The organism is Burkholderia sp. Ac-20344 (assembly GCF_017104975.1).
In the GTDB taxonomy this organism is placed as follows: domain Bacteria; phylum Pseudomonadota; class Gammaproteobacteria; order Burkholderiales; family Burkholderiaceae; genus Burkholderia.
Window position 1 is genome coordinate 19,029 of record NZ_JAAGPP010000087.1, and the last position, 18,532, is coordinate 37,560.

General features: G+C 69.1%; 18 protein-coding genes. 11 read left to right on the forward strand and 7 right to left on the reverse strand.

Annotated elements, in window-relative coordinates:
- Positions 1 to 123: 123 nt before the first annotated feature.
- Positions 124 to 1,005, forward strand: coding sequence for a pirin family protein (locus G3N64_RS24400; RefSeq protein WP_205786199.1), 882 nt, complete (start codon positions 124 to 126; stop codon positions 1,003 to 1,005).
- A 52-nt stretch (positions 1,006 to 1,057) separates the two neighbouring features.
- Positions 1,058 to 1,906: a thioredoxin gene (gene trxA, locus G3N64_RS24405; protein WP_205786200.1), complete on the forward strand. Its 849-nt coding sequence runs from the start codon at positions 1,058 to 1,060 to the stop codon at positions 1,904 to 1,906.
- Between the two features lie 113 nt (positions 1,907 to 2,019).
- Here the strand turns inward: trxA and G3N64_RS24410 are convergent, their stop codons facing one another.
- Positions 2,020 to 2,877, reverse strand: coding sequence for a tRNA threonylcarbamoyladenosine dehydratase (locus G3N64_RS24410; protein ID WP_205786201.1), 858 nt, complete (start codon positions 2,875 to 2,877; stop codon positions 2,020 to 2,022).
- A 128-nt stretch (positions 2,878 to 3,005) separates the two neighbouring features.
- Between G3N64_RS24410 and pdxH the strand changes: the two genes are divergently transcribed.
- The 3 genes from pdxH (at position 3,006) to G3N64_RS24425 (ending at position 6,306) form a co-directional block, all read left to right on the forward strand.
- The gene (gene pdxH, locus G3N64_RS24415) at positions 3,006 to 3,650 is read left to right on the forward strand and encodes a pyridoxamine 5'-phosphate oxidase (RefSeq protein WP_205786202.1); all 645 of its coding nucleotides are present in this window, start codon (positions 3,006 to 3,008) and stop codon (positions 3,648 to 3,650) included.
- 122 nt (positions 3,651 to 3,772) lie between these two features.
- Positions 3,773 to 4,993: a cyclopropane-fatty-acyl-phospholipid synthase family protein gene (locus G3N64_RS24420; RefSeq protein WP_205786203.1), complete on the forward strand. Its 1,221-nt coding sequence runs from the start codon at positions 3,773 to 3,775 to the stop codon at positions 4,991 to 4,993.
- Between the two features lie 23 nt (positions 4,994 to 5,016).
- Positions 5,017 to 6,306 carry a DUF72 domain-containing protein gene (locus G3N64_RS24425; protein WP_205786204.1) on the forward strand — a complete coding sequence of 430 codons (1,290 nt, stop codon included), beginning with the start codon at positions 5,017 to 5,019 and terminating at the stop codon, positions 6,304 to 6,306.
- A 22-nt stretch (positions 6,307 to 6,328) separates the two neighbouring features.
- Here the strand turns inward: G3N64_RS24425 and msrA are convergent, their stop codons facing one another.
- Complete coding sequence (msrA, locus tag G3N64_RS24430; protein ID WP_205786205.1) at positions 6,329 to 6,889, reverse strand: peptide-methionine (S)-S-oxide reductase MsrA; 561 nt, start codon at positions 6,887 to 6,889, stop codon at positions 6,329 to 6,331.
- A 581-nt stretch (positions 6,890 to 7,470) separates the two neighbouring features.
- On the opposite strand from msrA, the gene G3N64_RS24435 reads away from it, so the two are divergent.
- The 3 genes from G3N64_RS24435 to G3N64_RS24445 all read left to right on the forward strand — a co-directional run bounded on the left by G3N64_RS24435 (position 7,471) and on the right by G3N64_RS24445 (position 10,348).
- Entirely contained in the window at positions 7,471 to 8,877 is a 1,407-nt protein-coding gene (locus tag G3N64_RS24435) for a selenium-binding family protein (protein ID WP_205786206.1), read from the forward strand.
- Entirely contained in the window at positions 8,874 to 9,539 is a 666-nt protein-coding gene (locus G3N64_RS24440; RefSeq protein ID WP_205786207.1) for a hypothetical protein, read from the forward strand. Before G3N64_RS24435 ends, G3N64_RS24440 begins: the two co-directional genes overlap by 4 nt.
- Positions 9,540 to 9,841: 302 nt before the next feature.
- On the forward strand, positions 9,842 to 10,348 hold the full coding sequence (locus G3N64_RS24445; protein ID WP_205786208.1) for a flavin reductase family protein: 507 nt from the start codon (positions 9,842 to 9,844) through the stop codon (positions 10,346 to 10,348).
- Here G3N64_RS24445 and G3N64_RS24450 read toward each other — a convergent pair.
- Positions 10,335 to 10,835 (reverse strand): Lrp/AsnC family transcriptional regulator, encoded by a 501-nt coding sequence (locus tag G3N64_RS24450; protein ID WP_006477992.1) that lies wholly within the window; start codon positions 10,833 to 10,835, stop codon positions 10,335 to 10,337. The genes G3N64_RS24445 and G3N64_RS24450 overlap by 14 nt on opposite strands.
- Positions 10,836 to 10,965: 130 nt before the next feature.
- Between G3N64_RS24450 and kynB the strand changes: the two genes are divergently transcribed.
- The 3 genes from kynB (at position 10,966) to kynA (ending at position 13,896) form a co-directional block, all read left to right on the forward strand.
- Positions 10,966 to 11,607, forward strand: coding sequence for an arylformamidase (gene kynB, locus G3N64_RS24455; RefSeq protein WP_205786209.1), 642 nt, complete (start codon positions 10,966 to 10,968; stop codon positions 11,605 to 11,607).
- 28 nt (positions 11,608 to 11,635) lie between these two features.
- Positions 11,636 to 12,886, forward strand: coding sequence for a kynureninase (gene kynU / locus G3N64_RS24460; RefSeq protein ID WP_205786214.1), 1,251 nt, complete (start codon positions 11,636 to 11,638; stop codon positions 12,884 to 12,886).
- A gap of 71 nt (positions 12,887 to 12,957) precedes the next feature.
- Positions 12,958 to 13,896, forward strand: coding sequence for a tryptophan 2,3-dioxygenase (gene kynA / locus G3N64_RS24465; RefSeq protein WP_205786215.1), 939 nt, complete (start codon positions 12,958 to 12,960; stop codon positions 13,894 to 13,896).
- 30 nt (positions 13,897 to 13,926) lie between these two features.
- Here the strand turns inward: kynA and G3N64_RS24470 are convergent, their stop codons facing one another.
- The 4 genes from G3N64_RS24470 to G3N64_RS24485 form a co-directional block, all read right to left on the reverse strand.
- Positions 13,927 to 15,324: an MFS transporter gene (locus G3N64_RS24470; protein ID WP_205786210.1), complete on the reverse strand. Its 1,398-nt coding sequence runs from the start codon at positions 15,322 to 15,324 to the stop codon at positions 13,927 to 13,929.
- Between the two features lie 260 nt (positions 15,325 to 15,584).
- The gene (locus G3N64_RS24475; protein WP_205786211.1) at positions 15,585 to 16,523 is read right to left on the reverse strand and encodes a 2-dehydropantoate 2-reductase; all 939 of its coding nucleotides are present in this window, start codon (positions 16,521 to 16,523) and stop codon (positions 15,585 to 15,587) included.
- A 14-nt stretch (positions 16,524 to 16,537) separates the two neighbouring features.
- A complete protein-coding gene (locus G3N64_RS24480; RefSeq protein WP_205786212.1) occupies positions 16,538 to 17,989 on the reverse strand; it encodes an aldehyde dehydrogenase in 1,452 nt (483 codons plus the stop codon).
- 29 nt (positions 17,990 to 18,018) lie between these two features.
- On the reverse strand, positions 18,019 to 18,532 hold a 514-nt coding region (locus G3N64_RS24485; protein ID WP_241021182.1), incomplete at its 5' end, for a thiamine pyrophosphate-dependent enzyme.

Genomic DNA, 18,532 nt, shown 5'->3' on the forward strand with positions numbered 1-18,532 from the left:
CCCGGAAGCCGGTCAGTCTACCGGGTTTCGGCCCCCGGCCCGATACCCGCGCGGCGCGCATGGAATCGGCGGCGGGCGGCCAGTACAATGACCGGCATCCCCCGCCGCCCCACAGGATCCGCCATGACCGCTCCGATCAAAGCCCTGCTGAAGCCGCACGTGCGCGACATCGGCAACCTGCAGGTGCGCCGCACGCTGCCCGCGCTCGCCGCACGCCTCGTCGGCCCGTTCATCTTCTTCGATCACATGGGGCCCGCCACGCTGCCGCCCGGCACGGGGCTCGACGTGCGCCCGCATCCGCATATCGGCCTCGCCACCGTCACCTACCTGTTCGACGGCGCGATCCTGCACCGCGACAGCCTCGGCTCGCTGCAGGAAATCGTGCCGGGCGACGTGAACTGGATGACGGCCGGCCGCGGGATCGTCCACTCCGAACGCACGCCCGACGCGCAGCGCGAACACGGCCACACCGTGCACGGAATCCAGACCTGGGTCGCGCTGCCGCGCGCGCACGAGACGACCGAGCCGTCGTTCGAGCACCATGCGGCCGACACGCTGCCGACGCGCATCGAGGACGGCGTGTCGCTGACGGTGATCGCCGGCGATGCGTTCGGGCTGCGCTCGCCGGTCACGACGTTCTCGCGCACGCTGTATGTCGCGGCCGAATTCGCGGCCGGCGGCCGTCTCGAACTCGACGCGTCGCACGAGGAGCGCGCGGTCTACGTGGTCGACGGCGAACTCGCGATCGACGGCACGCCGGTGCCGGCCGAGCAGATGGCCGTGCTCGCGCCCGGCGCCGCAGTCATGCTGACGAGCGGCAGCGGCGCGCGCGCGATGCTGCTCGGCGGCGACAAGATCGACGGCGAGCGCTTCATCGACTGGAATTTCGTCGCCAGCAGCCGCGAGGCGATCGAGCACGCGAAAGCGGCATGGATGCGCCAGGAAATGGGCAAGGTGCCGGGCGAGACCGAGTGGATTCCGCTGCCCGAGTCGAAGCCGCGTTGAAAACGGGGCGCACCGCCCCCATCCTGACGACATTCGAACGGAAGAGAACGACATGGACACCACGCTTGCCACATTCGAGAAAGACGTCATCGAGGCGTCGCTGGACGCTCCCGTGCTGGTCGACTTCTGGGCGCCGTGGTGCGGCCCCTGCAAGACGCTCGGCCCGCTGCTGGAAAAGCTCGAAGGCGACTACGAAGGCCGCTGGAAGCTCGTGAAGGTCAACGTCGACGAGAACCAGGAACTCGCCGCGCACTTCCAGACGCGCAGCATCCCGCACGTAATCGCGTTCGCCGACGGGCGCCCGGTCGACCAGTTCGTCGGCGTGCTGCCCGAAGGCCAGCTGCGCGCCTTCCTCGACCGGCTGCTGCCGGCGCCCGAGGAAGCCGAGCGGCGTGCCGCACAGTACGCGATCGCCGAAGAGCGCTACGACGACGCGCTCACGCACCTCGAGGCGGCGCTCGCGCTGAATCCCGGCTTCGACGACGCCCGCCTCGACCTGATCGAACTGCTGCTCGCGAGCAACCAGATCGATGCCGCGCGCGCCGAGACCGAACGCCTGTCGCCGCAGACCGTGCAGAACGGCGACCCGCGGTACCAGGCGATCAAGACCCGTTTCGACGCACTCGAAGCCACGGCCGACCTGCCGCCGACCGATGCGCTCGAAGCGCGCATCGCGGCGAACCCGGGCGATCTCGACGCACGATTCGATCTCGCGCAGAGCCTGATCGCGCGGCGCGCGTATGAAGGTGCGCTGGAGCAGTTGCTGGAAATCGTGACGCGCGACCGCGCGTATGGCGACGATCTCGGCCGCCGCACGATGATCTCGGTGTTCGAGCTGGCCGGCGATCGCCCGGACCTCGTCGCCGGGTGGCGGCGCAAGCTGAGCATGGCGCTCAACTGAACTGATGTATGACCGGCCGGGCCGCAATGGCCCGGCTGCCGGATCACCGCATGACGCACGGCGCGTGTCACGCGCCGCAGCAACCCGCAACGACCGCGCTTCTCAGTGGCTCATCAGCCCGCGGCCTGCGCCGCGATCGCGCGCAACGCATGCGCGGCGGCCGCGAAGCCGAAGCTGGCGGTCACGCACACGCTCGAACCGAATCCCGCACAGTTGAGCCCCGCGACGTGCGCGGCCGCGGACGGCTCGGTGCCGTCCTCGAGGTCGCAGGCCGCCGCTTCCGGATAGATCAGCGGCTCGTCCGAATATACGGCGCTGACCTTGAAGCGCGCCTTCGGCCCGCGCGGAAAGCCGTGCTGCTTGCGCAACTGCGCGCGCACCTTCGACAGCAGCGGATCCTGGATCGTCAGCGCGAGATCGTCGATCCGGATGCGGGTCGGGTCGAGCTGGCCGCCCGCGCCGCCGACCACGACGAGCGGCTGGCGCTTCGCGACGCACCACGCGATCAGCGCGACCTTCGTGCGCACGCTGTCGATCGCGTCGATCACGTAGTCGAAACCGCCGCCGAGCAGCGCGTCGAAGTTGTCGGGCTCGACGAAATCCTCGATCCGGTTCACGCGGCACGCAGGATCGATCAGCGCGATCCGCTCGGCCATCGCGTCGACCTTCGGCTTGCCGTAATTGCCGTCGAGCGCGTGGACCTGCCGGTTCGTATTGCTTTCCGCGACGTTGTCGAGATCGATCAGCGTCAGCGTGCCGACCGCGTTGCGCGCGAGCGCCTCGGCCACCCACGACCCGACGCCGCCGATCCCGATCACCGCGACGTGCGCGCGCTCAAACGCGGCGGCTGCCGGCGCGCCGTACAGCCGCGCGACGCCGCCGAAACGCCGCGCTCGATCCACGTCAAGCTGGATTTCCGGGGTCGGGGTAAGATCAGAGGAACTGGGCGGGGCAGCGTCGGCGACGGGCATGGCAGCAAGGAAAACGTAAGTCGTGCAGCCCTCTATTTTGCCTGAACTCCCCGCTCGCACGCGCCACTGTGCACGCACGTTTCTCGCGCGTTGGCTACAATGGTTCCAGATTGAAGCGTTTGCATAACATGACGACTCTCGCCGATCTCCGCATCAATTATTCACGTGCTTCGCTCGACGAAGCCGATGTCGCCCCCGACCCCTTCGCCCAGTTCGACCGCTGGTTCAAGGAGGCGCTCGCCGCCAGGCTGCCCGAGCCGAACACGATGACGCTCGCGACCGTCGGCGACGACGGCCGGCCGTCGGCACGCATCGTGCTCATCAAGGGGGTCGACGAACGCGGGTTCGTCTTCTTCACCAATTACGAAAGCCGCAAGGGGCACGATCTCGCCGCGCATCCGCAGGCCGCGCTGCTGTTCTACTGGATCGAGCTCGAGCGCCAGGTGCGCATCGAAGGCCGGATCGAGAAAACCAGCGCCGAGGAAAGCGACCGTTATTTCGCGTCGCGCCCGCTGGGCTCGCGCATCGGCGCATGGGCGTCCGAGCAGAGCGCCGTGATCGACAGCCGTGCAACGCTCGAAGCGCAGGAAAAGGCCGTCAGCGAACGCTACGGCGACAACCCGCCGCGCCCGCCGCACTGGGGCGGCTACCGCCTCGTGCCCGACTCGATCGAGTTCTGGCAGGGCCGCCCGTCGCGGCTGCACGACCGCCTGCTCTATACGCGCGACGCCGCCGTGTCGCCGGGCTGGTCGATCTCGCGCCTGTCGCCGTAAGCGCGGCGCCGGCGTACGCCGGTCGTGTCTCGTGTTGCATCCGGGCGCCCGCATCGCAAGCGGCGGGCGCCGGTCAAGATACTTGGCTGTATTCGATTCAACGAACAAACGGGAGAATCCAAATGTTCTGGGAAAAGAAGCTGGCACAGTGGGCGGACGAAGTACGGGCGAAAGCGAACATACCGGCGCGCCTCGTGCTGTGGAACGGCGATCAGCTCGATTTCGGCACCTTCAGCGCGCCGCAGGTCACGCTGAAGGTGAACAGTGCGTCGGCCTTGCCGCTCTTGCTCGAACCGAGCCTCGACAATCTCGGCGAGGCGTACGTGAAGGGCAAGATCGATATCGAAGGCAAGCTGTCGGACATCATCAACATCGGCTACTCGCTCGCGCGCAACACGGTGACGAGCGCGAGCAAGCTCGCGCGCGTGAAGCGCTACTTCAATCACTCGAAGAGCACCGACAAGAAGGCGATCCAGTATCACTACGACGTCTCGAACGCGTTCTACCAGCTGTGGCTCGACGAGAACATGGTGTACTCGTGCGCGTACTTCGAGAACGGCGACGAAGATCTCGCCACCGCGCAGATCAAGAAGATCGACCATATCCTCACCAAGATCCAGCTTCAACCCGGCCAGCGCCTGCTCGACATCGGCTGCGGCTGGGGCGCGCTCGTGCTGCGCGCCGCGCAGAAGTTCGGCGCGCAGTGCCTCGGCGTCACGCTGTCGCAGAACCAGTTCGATCTCGCGACCGCGCGCGTGAAGGCCGCCGGGCTGGAAGACAAAATCGAGATCCGGCTGCAGGACTACCGCGAGATCGACGGCCAGTTCGACCGCATCACGAGCGTCGGGATGTTCGAGCACGTGGGGCGCAAGAACCTGCCGCTTTACTTCTCGCGAATCCATGACCTGCTCGCCGACGACGGCATCGCGATGAACCACGGGATCACGTCGACCGACGCGGAAAGCGGCGAGACGGCGCTCGGCGGCGGCGAGTTCATCGACCGCTACGTGTTCCCGGACGGCGAGCTGCCGCACATCAGCCTCGCGCTGGAAGCCGCGCAGCGCGGCGGGCTGGAAGCGATTGACGTCGAAAGCCTGCGGCGGCACTATGCGCGCACGCTCGACATCTGGACGGAAAACTTCGAGGCGAAGGCCGAAGCCGCGCGACAACTCGTCGACGACGAAAAATTCCGCATCTGGCGCGTGTATCTCGCCGGCTGCGCGTATGCATTCGAGCACGACGACGTGTCGATCTTCCAGATCGTGTGCCGCAAGGCCGGACGCAGCGCGAAAACGCTGCCGTGGTCGCGGCGCTATATGTACGAACACGCGCTGCCGCGCTAGGCGGCGCTTCACGCTGGGCATGCATGGGTGACGGCAGGACGCGGCGCAAGGCGCCGCCGCAACGACAACCGCACGACGACGCCAACGCGCCGCACGCCGACGGGCAATTCGACCTGTTCGGCGTGCCGGCCGACGCTGCACGCGCGTCGCCTGTGGACGATGGCCCGCCTGCCGACACCGACGAACACGTGAAACCAGGCGCGCCCGACGACGCGCAGCCGGCACCGCGCACCCGCACCCGTTCTTCAGACGAAACACCGCCCGCCGCTTCCGGCCTGCTGTGGGACGAGCCTCCCCCGCCGGCCGCGCCGCCGAAGAAAGGCCGGCGCCGGCGCGGCGTGCTGCCCGCGCCGATCGCACCGGAGGTGGCCGACGCAGCGGCCGGCCTGCCGCCGAATGTCCGGCTCGGCACGTCGTCGTGGTACTTCCCCGGCTGGGACGGCATCGTCTACGACGGCGATTTCGCGCAGACCAAGCTGTCGCGCGAAGGGCTCGAAGCGTACGGCGCGCATCCGCTGCTGAAGAGCGTGAGCCTCGACCGGTCGTTCTACGGCCCGCTGTCGGTGGCCGACTACCTGCGCTACGCGCAGCAGGTGCCCGACGATTTCCGCTTCGTCGTGAAGGCGCCGGCCTCCGTGACCGATGCGGTGATCCGCGGCCGGCGCGGCGAGCCGTCGGGACCGAACCCGACCTTCCTCGACGCGCCGCTCGCCACCCGCGAATTCGTGCAGCCGTGCCTCGAAGGGCTCGGCCGGAAAGCCGGCGTGCTCGTGTTCCAGTTCTCGCCGCTGCCCGACCCGTTGCTCGCCCGGCCGGCCGAACTGATCGACCGGCTCGCTGCGTTCTTCGCGGCGCTGCCGCCGCTGCCGCCGGAAACCGACGGCACCCGCTATGCGATCGAGATCCGCGATGCGAGCCTGCTCACGCCGCGCTTCATCCGCGCGCTTGCCGCGCTCGGCGTGCGCTACTGCGTCGGCCTGCACGCACGGATGCCCGACCCGCTGCGCCAGGCCGCCGCGCTCGCGCTGCTCGACGGCGACGCGCCGGGCCCGCTGATCGTGCGCTGGAGCCTGCACGGCGGCTTCAAGTACGAACAGGCGAAAGCGAAGTACGAGCCGTTCGACAAGCTCGTCGACGAGGATCCGGCCACCCGCTCGGCGCTCGCCGAACTGGCTGCGCGCTATGCGCTGGCCGGGCAGCCGGTGATCATCACGATCAACAACAAGGCGGAAGGCTCCGCGCCGCTGTCGTGCATCGCGCTCGCGCGCGAGATCGCCGCCGCGTGCGCGCAGTGGCGCAGCGAGGCGGCCTGATACCGGCTTGCGCCGGTCACGCTTACGCGCCGCGCAGCGACTTCAGCCGGTGCGAGAACTTCTGCCGGAATTTCGCGAGCTTCGGGCCGATCACGACCGAGCAGTAGCCCTGCCCCGGGTTACGCGCGTAATAGTCCTGGTGATAGTCCTCGGCGGGCCAGTAGTTGCCGTCGAGCGGCACCACCTGCGTGACGATCGGCTGCCCGAACACCTGCTCGCGCTCGAACTCGCGGATCACGTCGAGCGCGGTGTCGCGCTGCGCGTCCGAATGCGTGAACACGACCGAACGGTACTGCGTGCCGACGTCGTTGCCCTGCCGGTTCAACTGGGTCGGATCGTGCGTCGCGAAGAAGATCTCGAGGATCTCGCGATAGCCGATGCGCGCCGGGTCGAACGTCACGTTGACGACTTCCGCGTGGCCCGTGTCGCCTTCGCAGATGTCGCGATAGCCGGGATTGCGCGTATGGCCGCCCGCGTAGCCCGACTGGACGGCGGTCACGCCGTCGACGTCGAGAAACACCGCCTCCGTGCACCAGAAACACCCGCCTCCCAATGTCGCGGTTTCAAGCATCTCGTTCACCATGAAATCAGTCCCTCGTTGATGTCGGCAGCCGGCACGCATGCGCCGGCGCCACCGTTCCGTCTCGCCGCTGCCCACCCGGGTGCGGGTCGCAACGGCACTGCGGCAAGTATCTCACCCGCGCGCGAACCTGACAGAGTGCACAGGTGCCGCGCGCGACCAGACGCCCGTTTTCTCGTCTACACTTAGGCACGCGCGAGCGCGGCGGCAAACCCGCTGTCTCGCGCAACGCTTCCGATGCATGCCCGACCCTGATGCAAACATCATCTGCCGGAACATCGATATGCATGCCTTGACAGACATCGCCCGCATCGCTCGCCCGGCCGTCGCCGCGCCGCGGGCCGCCGCTTCGACCGCGCCATCGCCTTGCCGTGCATTCGTCCCGCCCCGCGTGCGGCGATCGGGAACACCGCCTTCATCCGCTTTCACGATCTGATGCACGGCGCTGCGCGTGTCGCCAACGCGTGCATCCGCCTGCCGATCGCTCCCGCCGGCGTCATGCGCGCCGCGCGGCAACCCCGACCCGCACGCCCGCAACGAACGGCCGTGCGACCACGATCCGACACCATCGAGAGGGCATCACCATGAGCATGCGGCCTGACCCGACGTTTCACGCTTCGCCCGAGCTTGCGATGCAGGCGCCGGCGGAAGAGTTTGCCTATACGTTGTTGCTGAGCCCCGATTTTTCCAGACCCGACGCGCTCGCCGTGATCGACGTGAAGCCCGGCTCGCCGACCTACGGAACCATCGTGCACACGGTCACGATGCCGAACACCGGCGACGAGTTTCACCACTTCGGCTGGAATGCGTGTTCGTCGTCGCTGTCGCCGCTGACCGGCCATGCGTTCCTCGAGCGCCGCTACCTGATCATCCCCGGCCTGCGCTCGTCGCGGATCTACGTGATCGACACGAAACCGCACCCGACGCAGGCGCGCATCCACAAGATCATCGAGCCCGACGAGATCTTCGCGAAGACCGGCTATTCGCGGCCGCACACCGTTCACTGCGGGCCCGAGGGCATCTACGTGAGCACGCTCGGCGGCGCGGGCAAGGACGGCACCGACGGCGCACCCGGCATCTTCATCATGGATTGCGAAACCTTCGACGTGCTCGGCCGCTGGGAGATCGACCGCGGCCCGCAGGACAAGCATTACGACTTCTGGTGGAACCTGCCGCGCGACTACATGGTGTCGAGCGAATGGGCGCTGCCGCCGCAATTCGAGAACGGGATCGTGCCCGAGGACCTGCTCGCGAACCAATACGGGCACCGGCTGCATTTCTGGGACCTGCGCGCGCGGCGCAACGTGCAGACGATCGATCTCGGCGCGCAGCACCAGATGGCGCTCGAGGTGCGGCCCGCGCACGACCCGGCGCGCGAATACGGATTCGTCGGCGTCGTGGTCGACACGACGAATCTCGAAGGCTCGATCTGGACCTGGTGGCGCGAAGGCGGCAAGTTCCATGTGAAGAAGACCGCGACGATTCCGGCCGAGCCGGCCGCGGCCGACGAACTGCCACCGCTCCTGAAATCGTTCGGCGCCGTGCCGCCGCTCGTGACCGACATCGACCTGTCGCTCGACGACCGCTTCCTCTACGTGTCGTGCTGGGGTACCGGCGAGATGCGCCAGTACGACGTGTCGGATCCGCACCACCCGGTGCTCGCGGGATCGGTCCGCATCGGCGGCATCGTGCGCCGTGCGCCGCACTCGAACGGCCGCGCGTTCGCGGGCGGCCCGCAGATGGTCGAGATCAGCCGCGACGGGAAGCGTGTGTACTGGACCAACTCGCTCTATTCGACGTGGGACGACCAGTTCTATCCGGACGGCGTGCCGGGCGCGCAGGTGCTCGCGCATGTGGGGCCGGAAGGCGGGCTGACGCTCGCCGACGATTACTGGGTCGAGTTCCCCGACGGCTATCGCGCGCACCAGATCCGGCTCGAAGGCGGCGACTGCTCGACCGACTCGTTCTGCTACCCGTCGGTCAAGCGTTGAACGCCAGCCTTCACGCCCAGTTCGCGCTGTGGGCGGCCGTGCTCGTGAGCGGCGTGTATCACGGGCTCAACCCCGCGATGGGCTGGCCGCTCGCAGTGTCGAACGCGCTGATGACGCGGCGCGGCGGCGCGCTCGTCGCGGCGCTCGGCTATCTCGCGGTAGGCCATGCGCTCGCGGTGTTCGCGGTGATGCTGCCGTTCGGGCTGCTCGCCGCGCTGCTCGCGTGGCAAACGGCGATCCGGATCGGCGCGAGCGCGCTCGTGATCGGCTTCGGCGCCGTGCTGCTGATCCGGCGCCGGCATCCGCGTGCGCTCGCGCGGATCCCGCCCGCGCGGCTCGGCCTGTGGTCGTTCGCGGTCGCGATCGCGCACGGCGCGGGGCTGATGCTGGTGCCGATCTACCTCGGGCTGTGCGGGCTCGACCAGGACGCCGGCCACCGCGCGGCGGCCACGCTCGTCGATGCGCATCTCGGGATGGCGCTCGTCGTCGCGGCCGTGCATGCACTCGCGATGATCGGCGCCGGCGGCGGGCTCGCGTGGCTCGTGTACCGCTATCTCGGGCTGAAGTTCGTGTCGCGGAGCTGGTTCAATCTCGATGCGGTGTGGGCGTCGAGCCTGATCGTGACGGGCGCGTTGTCGCTCGGACTGGCGGCGGCGCGATAGCGCGGGGATCGATCGCCGGTGTGGCGCATCGGCGCCGGGCGAAGCGGCGGCAGCGCACAAAAAGCGTGACAGAACGGCCGCGCCGACCGAGCGCGATGGCGCATCCTGCAGTGCGCCGCAGTGTTCGCTACGTCACCCTGCCCCCGCAATGCGCCGCCTGGCCGGGCCCGGCGGCCCCGATTCCGCTAAAATCGGGCCATGCGCACCCCTTCTCCATCGACCGCCTTGTCGCCTTTCGTCCGCCGTGCCCGCTCCACCCGCGTCGCGCCGCGCCCGCCCGTCTCGTTCCGGATGGTTGCCCGATGAGCCAGGCCAATCCTCCGGATTTCGACTCGGCCGCCTTCCGGCAAGCACTCGGCCAGTTCGCAACGGGCGTGACGGTGATCACGACGCGCGCGCCGTCCGGGCAACTGATCGGCATCACTGCCAGCTCGTTCAACTCGGTCTCGCTCGATCCGCCGCTCGTGCTGTGGAGCCTCGCGCACAAATCGGCGTCGACGCCCGTGTTCCGCGGCAACAGCCATTACGTGGTGAACGTGCTCGCGGCATCGCAGCTCGACCTGTGCAAGCGCTTCTCGACCTACAAGGGCGACCGCTTCGAAGGCATCGCGCATGAAGCCGGCAATTCCGGGATGCCGGTGCTCGACGGCGCGCTCGCGTGGTTCGAGTGCCACAACCGCAGCCGCTACGACGAAGGCGATCACGTGATCTTCGTCGGCGAAGTGGAACGCTGCGGCGTGCGTGCCGAGCCGGACGCGCCGCCGCTCGTGTTCCACGGCGGCGGCTTCCACGGCCTCACACCGCTTTGATCGCCCCCGTGCGCGCCAGCCCGACCGGCGCGCCGGCTTCGTCCTTCAGCGTCTGCAGCACGATGTTCGAACGGATGTCCATCACGCCCGGCGCCTTGTAGAGCCGGTTCAGCACGAAATCCGAATAGTGCTTGAGGTTGTGCGCAAGCACGCGCAGCAGATAGTGGCTCTCGCCCGTCACGACGAACGCGCCGACCACCTCGGGCCATTCGCGCAGCGCTTCCGCGAAGCGCTCGTGCCATTGATTTTCCTCGTTGCGCATCGATACCTGCACGAACGCCTCGAGCTCGAAGCCGAGCTTCTCGCGGCTCAGGCACGCGCGATAGTGCTCGATGACGCCCTGCTCCTCGAGCAGACGCATGCGGCGCAGGCAGGCGGATGGCGAAAGCGAAATCCGTTCCGCCAGGTCGAGATTGCTGATTCTGCCCTCTTCCTGCAGTACCGCCAGAATCCGGCAGTCGGTGGCATCGAGCGTGATCGCGTGCATTTTTGGTCCCCGTTTTCCCTCTGAGTCGAATTATCTGCCAATCCGGCGGATTGTCCATGTTTATTTCGCAAGCACTTTCTGCGAGCGTCCACCTATCATTCGAAGGACCGACTCACCGAATCGTCATGCCATGGACACCCTCTGGGACATCTCGCCGCCTGTCAGCCCCGCCACCCCCGTGTGGCCGGGCGATACGCCGGTTTCCGTCGAACGCGTGTGGCGGATGGAGGCCGGCTCGCCGGTCAACGTCGCGCGCCTGACGCTGTCGCCGCACACCGGCGCGCACTGCGACGCGCCGCTGCACTACGACGCCGACGGCGCGCCGATCGGCGCGGTGCCGCTCGATACTTACCTCGGCCGGTGCCGCGTGATCCACTGCATCGGCGCATCGCCGGTCGTGCAGCCGGCCGATGTCGCGGCCGCGCTCGACGGCGTGCCGCCGCGCGTGCTGCTGCGCACCTATGCGCGCGCCAGCGTCGAGCAGTGGGACAGCGGCTTCTGCGCGGTCGCGCCCGAGACCGTCGACCTGCTCGCCGCCCGCGGCGTGAAGCTGATCGGCATCGACACGCCGTCGCTCGACCCGCAGGAATCGAAGACGATGGATGCGCATCACCGCGTGCGCACACATCGGATGGCGATCCTCGAAGGCATCGTGCTCGACGACGTGCCGCCCGGCGACTACGAACTGATCGCATTGCCGCTGAAGTTCGCGACGCTCGACGCGAGCCCGGTGCGCGCGGTGCTGCGCGCGCTGCCCGCGTGTGCTTCCTGATTACCCCGACTGACGACCCCACATCATGATCAAGACCCGTGAAGACGCGCTCGCGCTCGACCGCGACGATCCGCTCGCCCCGCTGCGCGACCAGTTCTCCCTGCCCGACGGCGTGATCTACCTCGACGGCAACTCGCTCGGCGCGCAGCCGCGCGCATCGGCCGCCCGCGCGCAGCAGGTGATCGGCGCCGAATGGGGCGAAGGCCTGATCCGCAGCTGGAACACGGCCGGCTGGTTCGCGCTGCCGCGCCGTCTCGGCGACAAGCTCGCGACGCTGATCGGCGGCGCCCCCGGCGAAACCGTCGTGACCGATACGATCTCGATCAACCTGTTCAAGCTGCTGTCGGCGATGGTGCGCCACCAGGCCGAGCGCGCGCCCGAGCGCCGCGTGATCGTGTCGGAGCGCTCGAACTTCCCGACCGACCTGTATATCGCGCAAGGGCTGATCGAGCAGCTCGGCGGCAACTACGCGCTGCGCCTGATCGACGACCCGGCCGACCTGCCCGGCGCGCTCGGCGCGGACACGGCCGTCGCGATGATCACGCACGTGAACTACCGCACCGGCTACATGCACGACATGCCGGCCGTCACGCAGCTCGTGCACGACGCCGGCGGGCTGATGCTGTGGGATCTCGCGCACTCGGCCGGCGCGGTGGCGGTCGACCTGAACGGCGCGCGCGCGGACGGCGCGGTCGGCTGCACGTACAAGTACCTGAACGGCGGCCCCGGCTCGCCCGCATTCGTGTGGGTGCCGCAGTGCCATCACGCGCACTTCTCGCAGCCGCTGTCCGGCTGGTGGGGCCACCGCGCACCGTTCGCGATGCAGCCGGGCTTCGCGCCCGATCCGGGCATCGCGCGCTTCCTGTGCGGCACGCAGCCGATCGTGTCGATGTCGATGGTCGAATGCGGGCTCGACGTGTTCCTGCAGACCGACATGCACGCGATCCGCCGCAAGTCGCTCGCGCTGACCGACGCGTTCATCGCGCTCGTCGAAGCACGCTGCGCGGGCCAGTCGCTGAAGCTCGTCACGCCGCGCGCGCATCACCAGCGCGGTTCGCAGGCGAGCGTCGAGCATCCGCACGGCTACGAGGTGATGCAGGCGCTGATCGCGCGCGGCGTGATCGGCGACTACCGCGAGCCGTACGTGCTGCGCTTCGGCTTCACGCCGCTCTATACGCGCTTCGTCGACGTATGGGATGCCGTCGAGACGCTGCGCGACATCCTCGCCACCGACGCGTGGAAGGCGCCCGAGTTCGCCGAACGCGGCGCGGTGACCTGACCCACCTTGCCCGGCGCGCGCGAGCCGCGCCCCGTCATTCAAATCTGGAGAGAGTCGTGAATTCTGGTCATATGCAGCCACCCGGCAACGACGCGCCGGCGGGCTGCCCGTTCTCGGGCGCACGCGCCGCGCATTCGGCACAACCGGCCCATGCCGCGCACGAAGCGCCGCACGTGCCCGGCGATGGCGATGCCGGCTGGCACAACGCGCAACTCGATTTCTCGAAGTCGATGAGCTACGGCGACTACCTGTCGCTGAATTCGATCCTCGACGCGCAGCATCCGCTGTCGCCCGATCACAACGAGATGCTGTTCATCATCCAGCATCAGACGAGCGAGCTGTGGATGAAGCTCGCGCTGTTCGAACTGCGCGGCGCACTCGACGCGGTGCGGACGGACGCGCTGCCGCCCGCATTCAAGATGCTCGCGCGCGTGTCGCGCATCCTCGAGCAACTGGTGCAGGCGTGGAACGTGCTGTCGACGATGACGCCGTCCGAGTATTCGGCGATGCGGCCGTATCTCGGGCAGTCGTCGGGCTTCCAGTCGTACCAGTACCGGCAGCTCGAATTCCTGCTCGGCAACAAGAACGCGCAGATGCTGCAGCCGCACGCGCACCGGCCCGACATCCTCGAACAGGTGCGTGCGACGCTCGAAGCGCCGTCGTTCTACGATGAAGTCGTGCGCCTGCTTGCCCGCCGCGGCTTCCCGATCGCGCCGGCGCGGCTCGAGCGCGACTGGACGCAGCCGACCCGGCATGACGAGACGGTCGAAGCCGCGTGGCTCGAGGTGTACCGTCACCCGCAGCAGCACTGGGAGCTCTACGAGATGGCCGAGGAACTCGTCGATCTCGAGGATGCGTTCCGCCAGTGGCGCTTCCGCCACGTGACGACCGTCGAGCGCATCATCGGCTTCAAGCAGGGCACGGGCGGCACCAGCGGTGCGCCGTACCTGCGCAAGATGCTCGACGTCGTGCTGTTCCCCGAGCTGTGGCACGTGCGCACCACGCTGTAACGCGCGACCCGCCCCCGGGCCCGCCCGCCGTCACGACGACGGGCGGGCTAGCGCCTCCCCTTCCCGCGGCTGCACGGCCGCGCGCGACAGTCGCGGAATATGCCGTCGCACGACGAGCAGCGCGACGCAGACAACCCCCATCGCGATCGCCAGCATCGTCAGGTAGGCCGTGGCGCCCCCCGTGGAGATCACGATCGCGCCCGCGAACGCACTGAGGATCGCGCCGAGCCGGCCGAACGCGAGTGCGCCTGCGGTACCCGTCGCGCGCACGGCCGTCGGATAGATGTACGCGCAGAGCGCATACATCGTCGACTGCACCGCGTTGACGAACAGCCCGTGCAGGCCGAGCCCGACGATCAGCCAGCCCGTGTGGCGGCTTGCATCGACACCCATCAGCCACACCGCACTCGCCGCGCCGCCGATGCTGCACAGCACGAGCGGCCAGCGCGACCCGGCACGCGCGATCGCCCACGCGCACAGCAGCGCGCCGATCACGCCGCCGAGGTTGTACGCGGTGAGCCCGGAACCCGCGACCGACACGCTCAGCCCGCTCGCCGCCAGCATCGTCGGCAGCCAGCTGAACGCCGCATACACGGCGAGCAGGCACATGAAGAATGCGCACCACAGCGCGATCGTGTCGCGCGCCTGACCGCTTTCGAACAGCGCGCCGAAGCCGCCGCGGCCGCCTGCCGCGCGTGCGTCCTTCATGTCGGTGAACACGGTGCCCGGCGCGACGGGCCGCTCCATCCTGGCGAGCAGCGCGCCGAGCTCCGGCCAGCGCGCGGGGCGCCGCGCGAGAAAGCGCGGCGATTCCGGCAGCGCGCGCACGAGCACGAAGCCGAGCACGAGCGGCAATGCGCCGCCCGCGAAGAACAGCCCGCGCCAGCCGTAGCGCGGCAGCACCTCGTGCGCGAACAGGCCGGCCAGCATCCCGCCGAGCGGTACGCAGACGATCGTCGCGGTCACCATCATCGTGCGGCGCCGCGCGGGCGTGTATTCGGCCGTCATCGTCGTGGCCGTCGGCAATGCACCGCCGATCCCGAGCCCCGCGACGAAGCGCAGCATCGCGATCGCCGTGACGTCCGGTGCGAAGCCGATCGCGCAGGTCGCGATGCCGAACAGGAACACGCTGCCGATCACGGCCTGGCGGCGGCCGAAGCGGTCCGCGACGATCCCTGCGCACGCGCTGCCGATGCCCATCCCGATCAGCCCGGCCGCCACCGCCGGCGCGAACGCGCCGCGCGTGATGCCCCATTCGCGGATCAGCACCGGAATCGCGAAACCGATCAGCTGGCCGTCGAAGCCGTCGAGCACGATCGCGAGCGCGGCGAGCAGCACCACGCAGCGCTGCATCGTCGTGAACGGCCCGTCGTCGAGTGTCGCGCCGATGTCGACCGACGGCGACTGCAATCCGTCGCGCGTGCTCATGCGACCTCCCGTGCGCCGCGCGTCGGCGGCAACGTGCGCGAACGGCGCGCGGCAAGACAACGGCATTCGATGGCTTTCATGGCGTCTCCGGTTGCCCGGGCTGGCGCGCGCACGCGTGCCCGGATCTCGTGTTTCGCGGCCGACCGGCGTCGGTGTGTCCCTGCCGGCTACGGCCCCTTGTCCAATCGATTCCTCCGGCACCGGGGCTCGCGCCCAAGCCGGTCTCGTGATGCGACGCAAGCCCGTCGCCGGCTTCCCGCTCAGTTCACGCGTGCATCGATCAGCCGGACGAGCGCGAGCAGCGTCTCGGCATGCGGCACCGCGACGCCTGCCTCGCGCGCGGCCGCGACGACCTTGCCGCTGATCGCGTCGATTTCCGTGCGACGGCCCGCGAGCACGTCCTGCAGCATCGACGGGCGATGGCCGCGATGCTCGCGGATCGCATGCTCGACGTTGCGCGCGATGCGTTCGCCGTCGACCGCGATCCCCTTCGCGCGCGCGACCGCCGCCGTCTCGGCGGCGATCGCGTGCGCGAGCCGCGGCCCGTCGTGATGTTCGCCGAGCTGGTCGACCGTGCAGCGCGTCACCGCGCACAGCGTGTTGAGCGCCGCGTTGAACGCGACCTTCTCCCAGATCGCGGCCCACACGTCGTCATCGAGCGAGCACGCCAGCCCCGCGCGCGACAGCGCGTCGGCGACGGCTGCCGCGAACGAGCGCTCCGCGCCGTCGGCCGTCATCATCCTGACGACGCCCGCGCCGTGCGAATGCACATGCCCGGGCCCGGCAAGATCGGCCGGCCAGGTCGTGACGCCGACGAGAATGCGCTCGATCGGCACGAACGCGTTCAGCGTCTCGACGTTGCCGAGCCCGTTCTGCAGCGTCAGCACGTACGTGTAGGGGCTCAGCAGCGCGCGCACGCCATCCAGCGCGTGGCGCGTGTGCAGCGATTTCGTGAAGACGATCAGCAGGTCGAACGGTGTGTCGGGCGACGCCCGCGCGTTCGCGGCTTCCGGCCGGAGCACGTGCAGCGTGCGGAGGGTGCGTTCACCGCGATCGTCGTCGATGCGCAGCCCGTCGCGGCGGATCGCATCGAGATGCGCATCGTTCACGTCGATCAGCGTGACGGCCTCGCCGCTTTCGGCCAGCAGCCCGCCGAACAGCGAGCCCATCGCGCCCGCACCCAGAATCGCAATCTTCATCGTCGGGGCCCTCGTCAGAACGGATAGTGACGCGGTGCCGTCTGCACCGTGATCCAGCGCAGGTCCGTGAACGCCGCGATGCCGGCCTTGCCGCCGAAGTGGCCGAAGCCGCTGTCCTTCACGCCGCCGAACGGCATCTGCGCCTCGTCGTGCACGGTCGGGCCGTTCACGTGGCAAATGCCCGATTCGATGCGTGCCGCGACGCGCATCGCACGCGCGACATCGCGGCTGAACACCGCCGACGCCAGCCCGAACGCGTTGTCGTTCGCACAGTGGATCGCGGCGTCCTCGCCGTCGACGCGCACGATGCCCTTCACCGGGCCGAACGATTCCTCCGCATAGATGCGCATCGCCGGCGTCACATGGTCGAGCAGCGTGGCCGGGAACAGCGTGCTGTCGGCCTTGCCGCCGCACACGAGCGTCGCGCCGCACGCGAGCGCATCGTCGATCAGCGCGTTGCAGCGCTCGACGGCCTTCATGTCGATCAGCGAACCGAGCACGACGGGCCCGTTGCGGGGATCGCCGAGCGGCAGCGACGCGGCCTTGTCGGCGAGCTTCGCGACGAACGCATCGGCGATCGATGCGTCGACCACGATGCGTTCGGTCGACATGCAGATCTGCCCGGAATTCGCGAACGCGCCGAACGCGGCCGCCGCGACCGCCGCGTCGAGATCGGCATCGTCGAGCACGACGAACGGCGCCTTGCCGCCGAGTTCCAGCACCGACGGTTTCAGGTGGCGCGCGCACGCTTCGGCGACGATCCTGCCGACGCGCGTCGAGCCCGTGAAGTTCACGCGGCGCACGGCCGGATGCGCAATCAATGCATCGACGACGGCGCCCGCATCCTCGGGCGCGTTCGTCACGAAGTTGACGACGCCCGGCGGCAGCCCGGCCTCCTGCAGCGCCTCGACGATCAGCCCGTGCGTGACGGGACACAGCTCCGAGCCCTTCAGCACGACCGTGTTGCCGCACGCGAGCGGCAGTGCGAGCGCACGGGTCGCGAGAATCACCGGCGCATTCCACGGCGCGATGCCGAGCACGACACCGGCCGGCTGCCGTACGCCCATCGCGAGCGAACCGGGCACGTCGGACGGGATCAGCTCGCCGGCGACCTGCGTGGTCAGCGACGCGGCCTCGACGAGCCCGCTCGCGGCAAGCTGCACGTTGAAGCCGGCCCACAACGCGGACGCGCCCGTCTCCGCCGCCATCGCGGCGACGAACTGCTCGTGCTTCGCTTCGAGCGCGGCGGCGGCCTTCAGCAGCAGCGCGCGGCGCGCGCCGGGGCCGAGCGCGGCCCAGCCGGGAAACGCGCGGGCGGCCGCATCGGCCGCCTCGCGCGCATCGTCAACGGTACACGCTGGCGCTGCGGACGCGACTTCGCCGTCGAGCGGGTTACGGCGCACGAAGGTCGCGCCGCTGGATGAATGACGGCGTTCGCCGCCGATCAGCATCGATACGGTTTGCATGGAATCTCCGGAAAGACGCGCACCGCGCGTCAGGCAATCTCGACTTCGACGACGACCGGCGTCGCGGCGCGCAGCGCGTCGGTCAGCGTGTCGCGCAGGTGTGCGGCAGCAGTCACGCGCACGCCGCGGCATCCCATCCCTTGCGCGAGCGCGACGAAATCCAGGTTCGGCAGATCGGTGCCCTGCACCGGGTCGTCCGGGCCGAAGCCGAACACGGGTGCGAAATCCTGCAAGGCCGCGTAACGGCGATTGTTCAGGATCACGAACGTGATCGGCAGCTTCAGCTGCGCAGCGCTCCACAAGGCCTGGATCGAATACAGGCTCGACCCGTCGCCGATCAGCCCGATCACGCGCCGGCCCGGCTGCGCGAGCGCGACGCCGACGGCGGCCGGCATTCCGTAGCCGAGCCCGCCGCTGTCCATCGTGTAGAACGTGCCGCTGCGCGTGAACGGCAGGTGTTCCTGCATCACGGGCCGAGCGCTTGGCGCTTCCTCGACGACGATGTCGTGCGCGTCGCGCACGTCGGCGAGCGTCTGCAGCGCG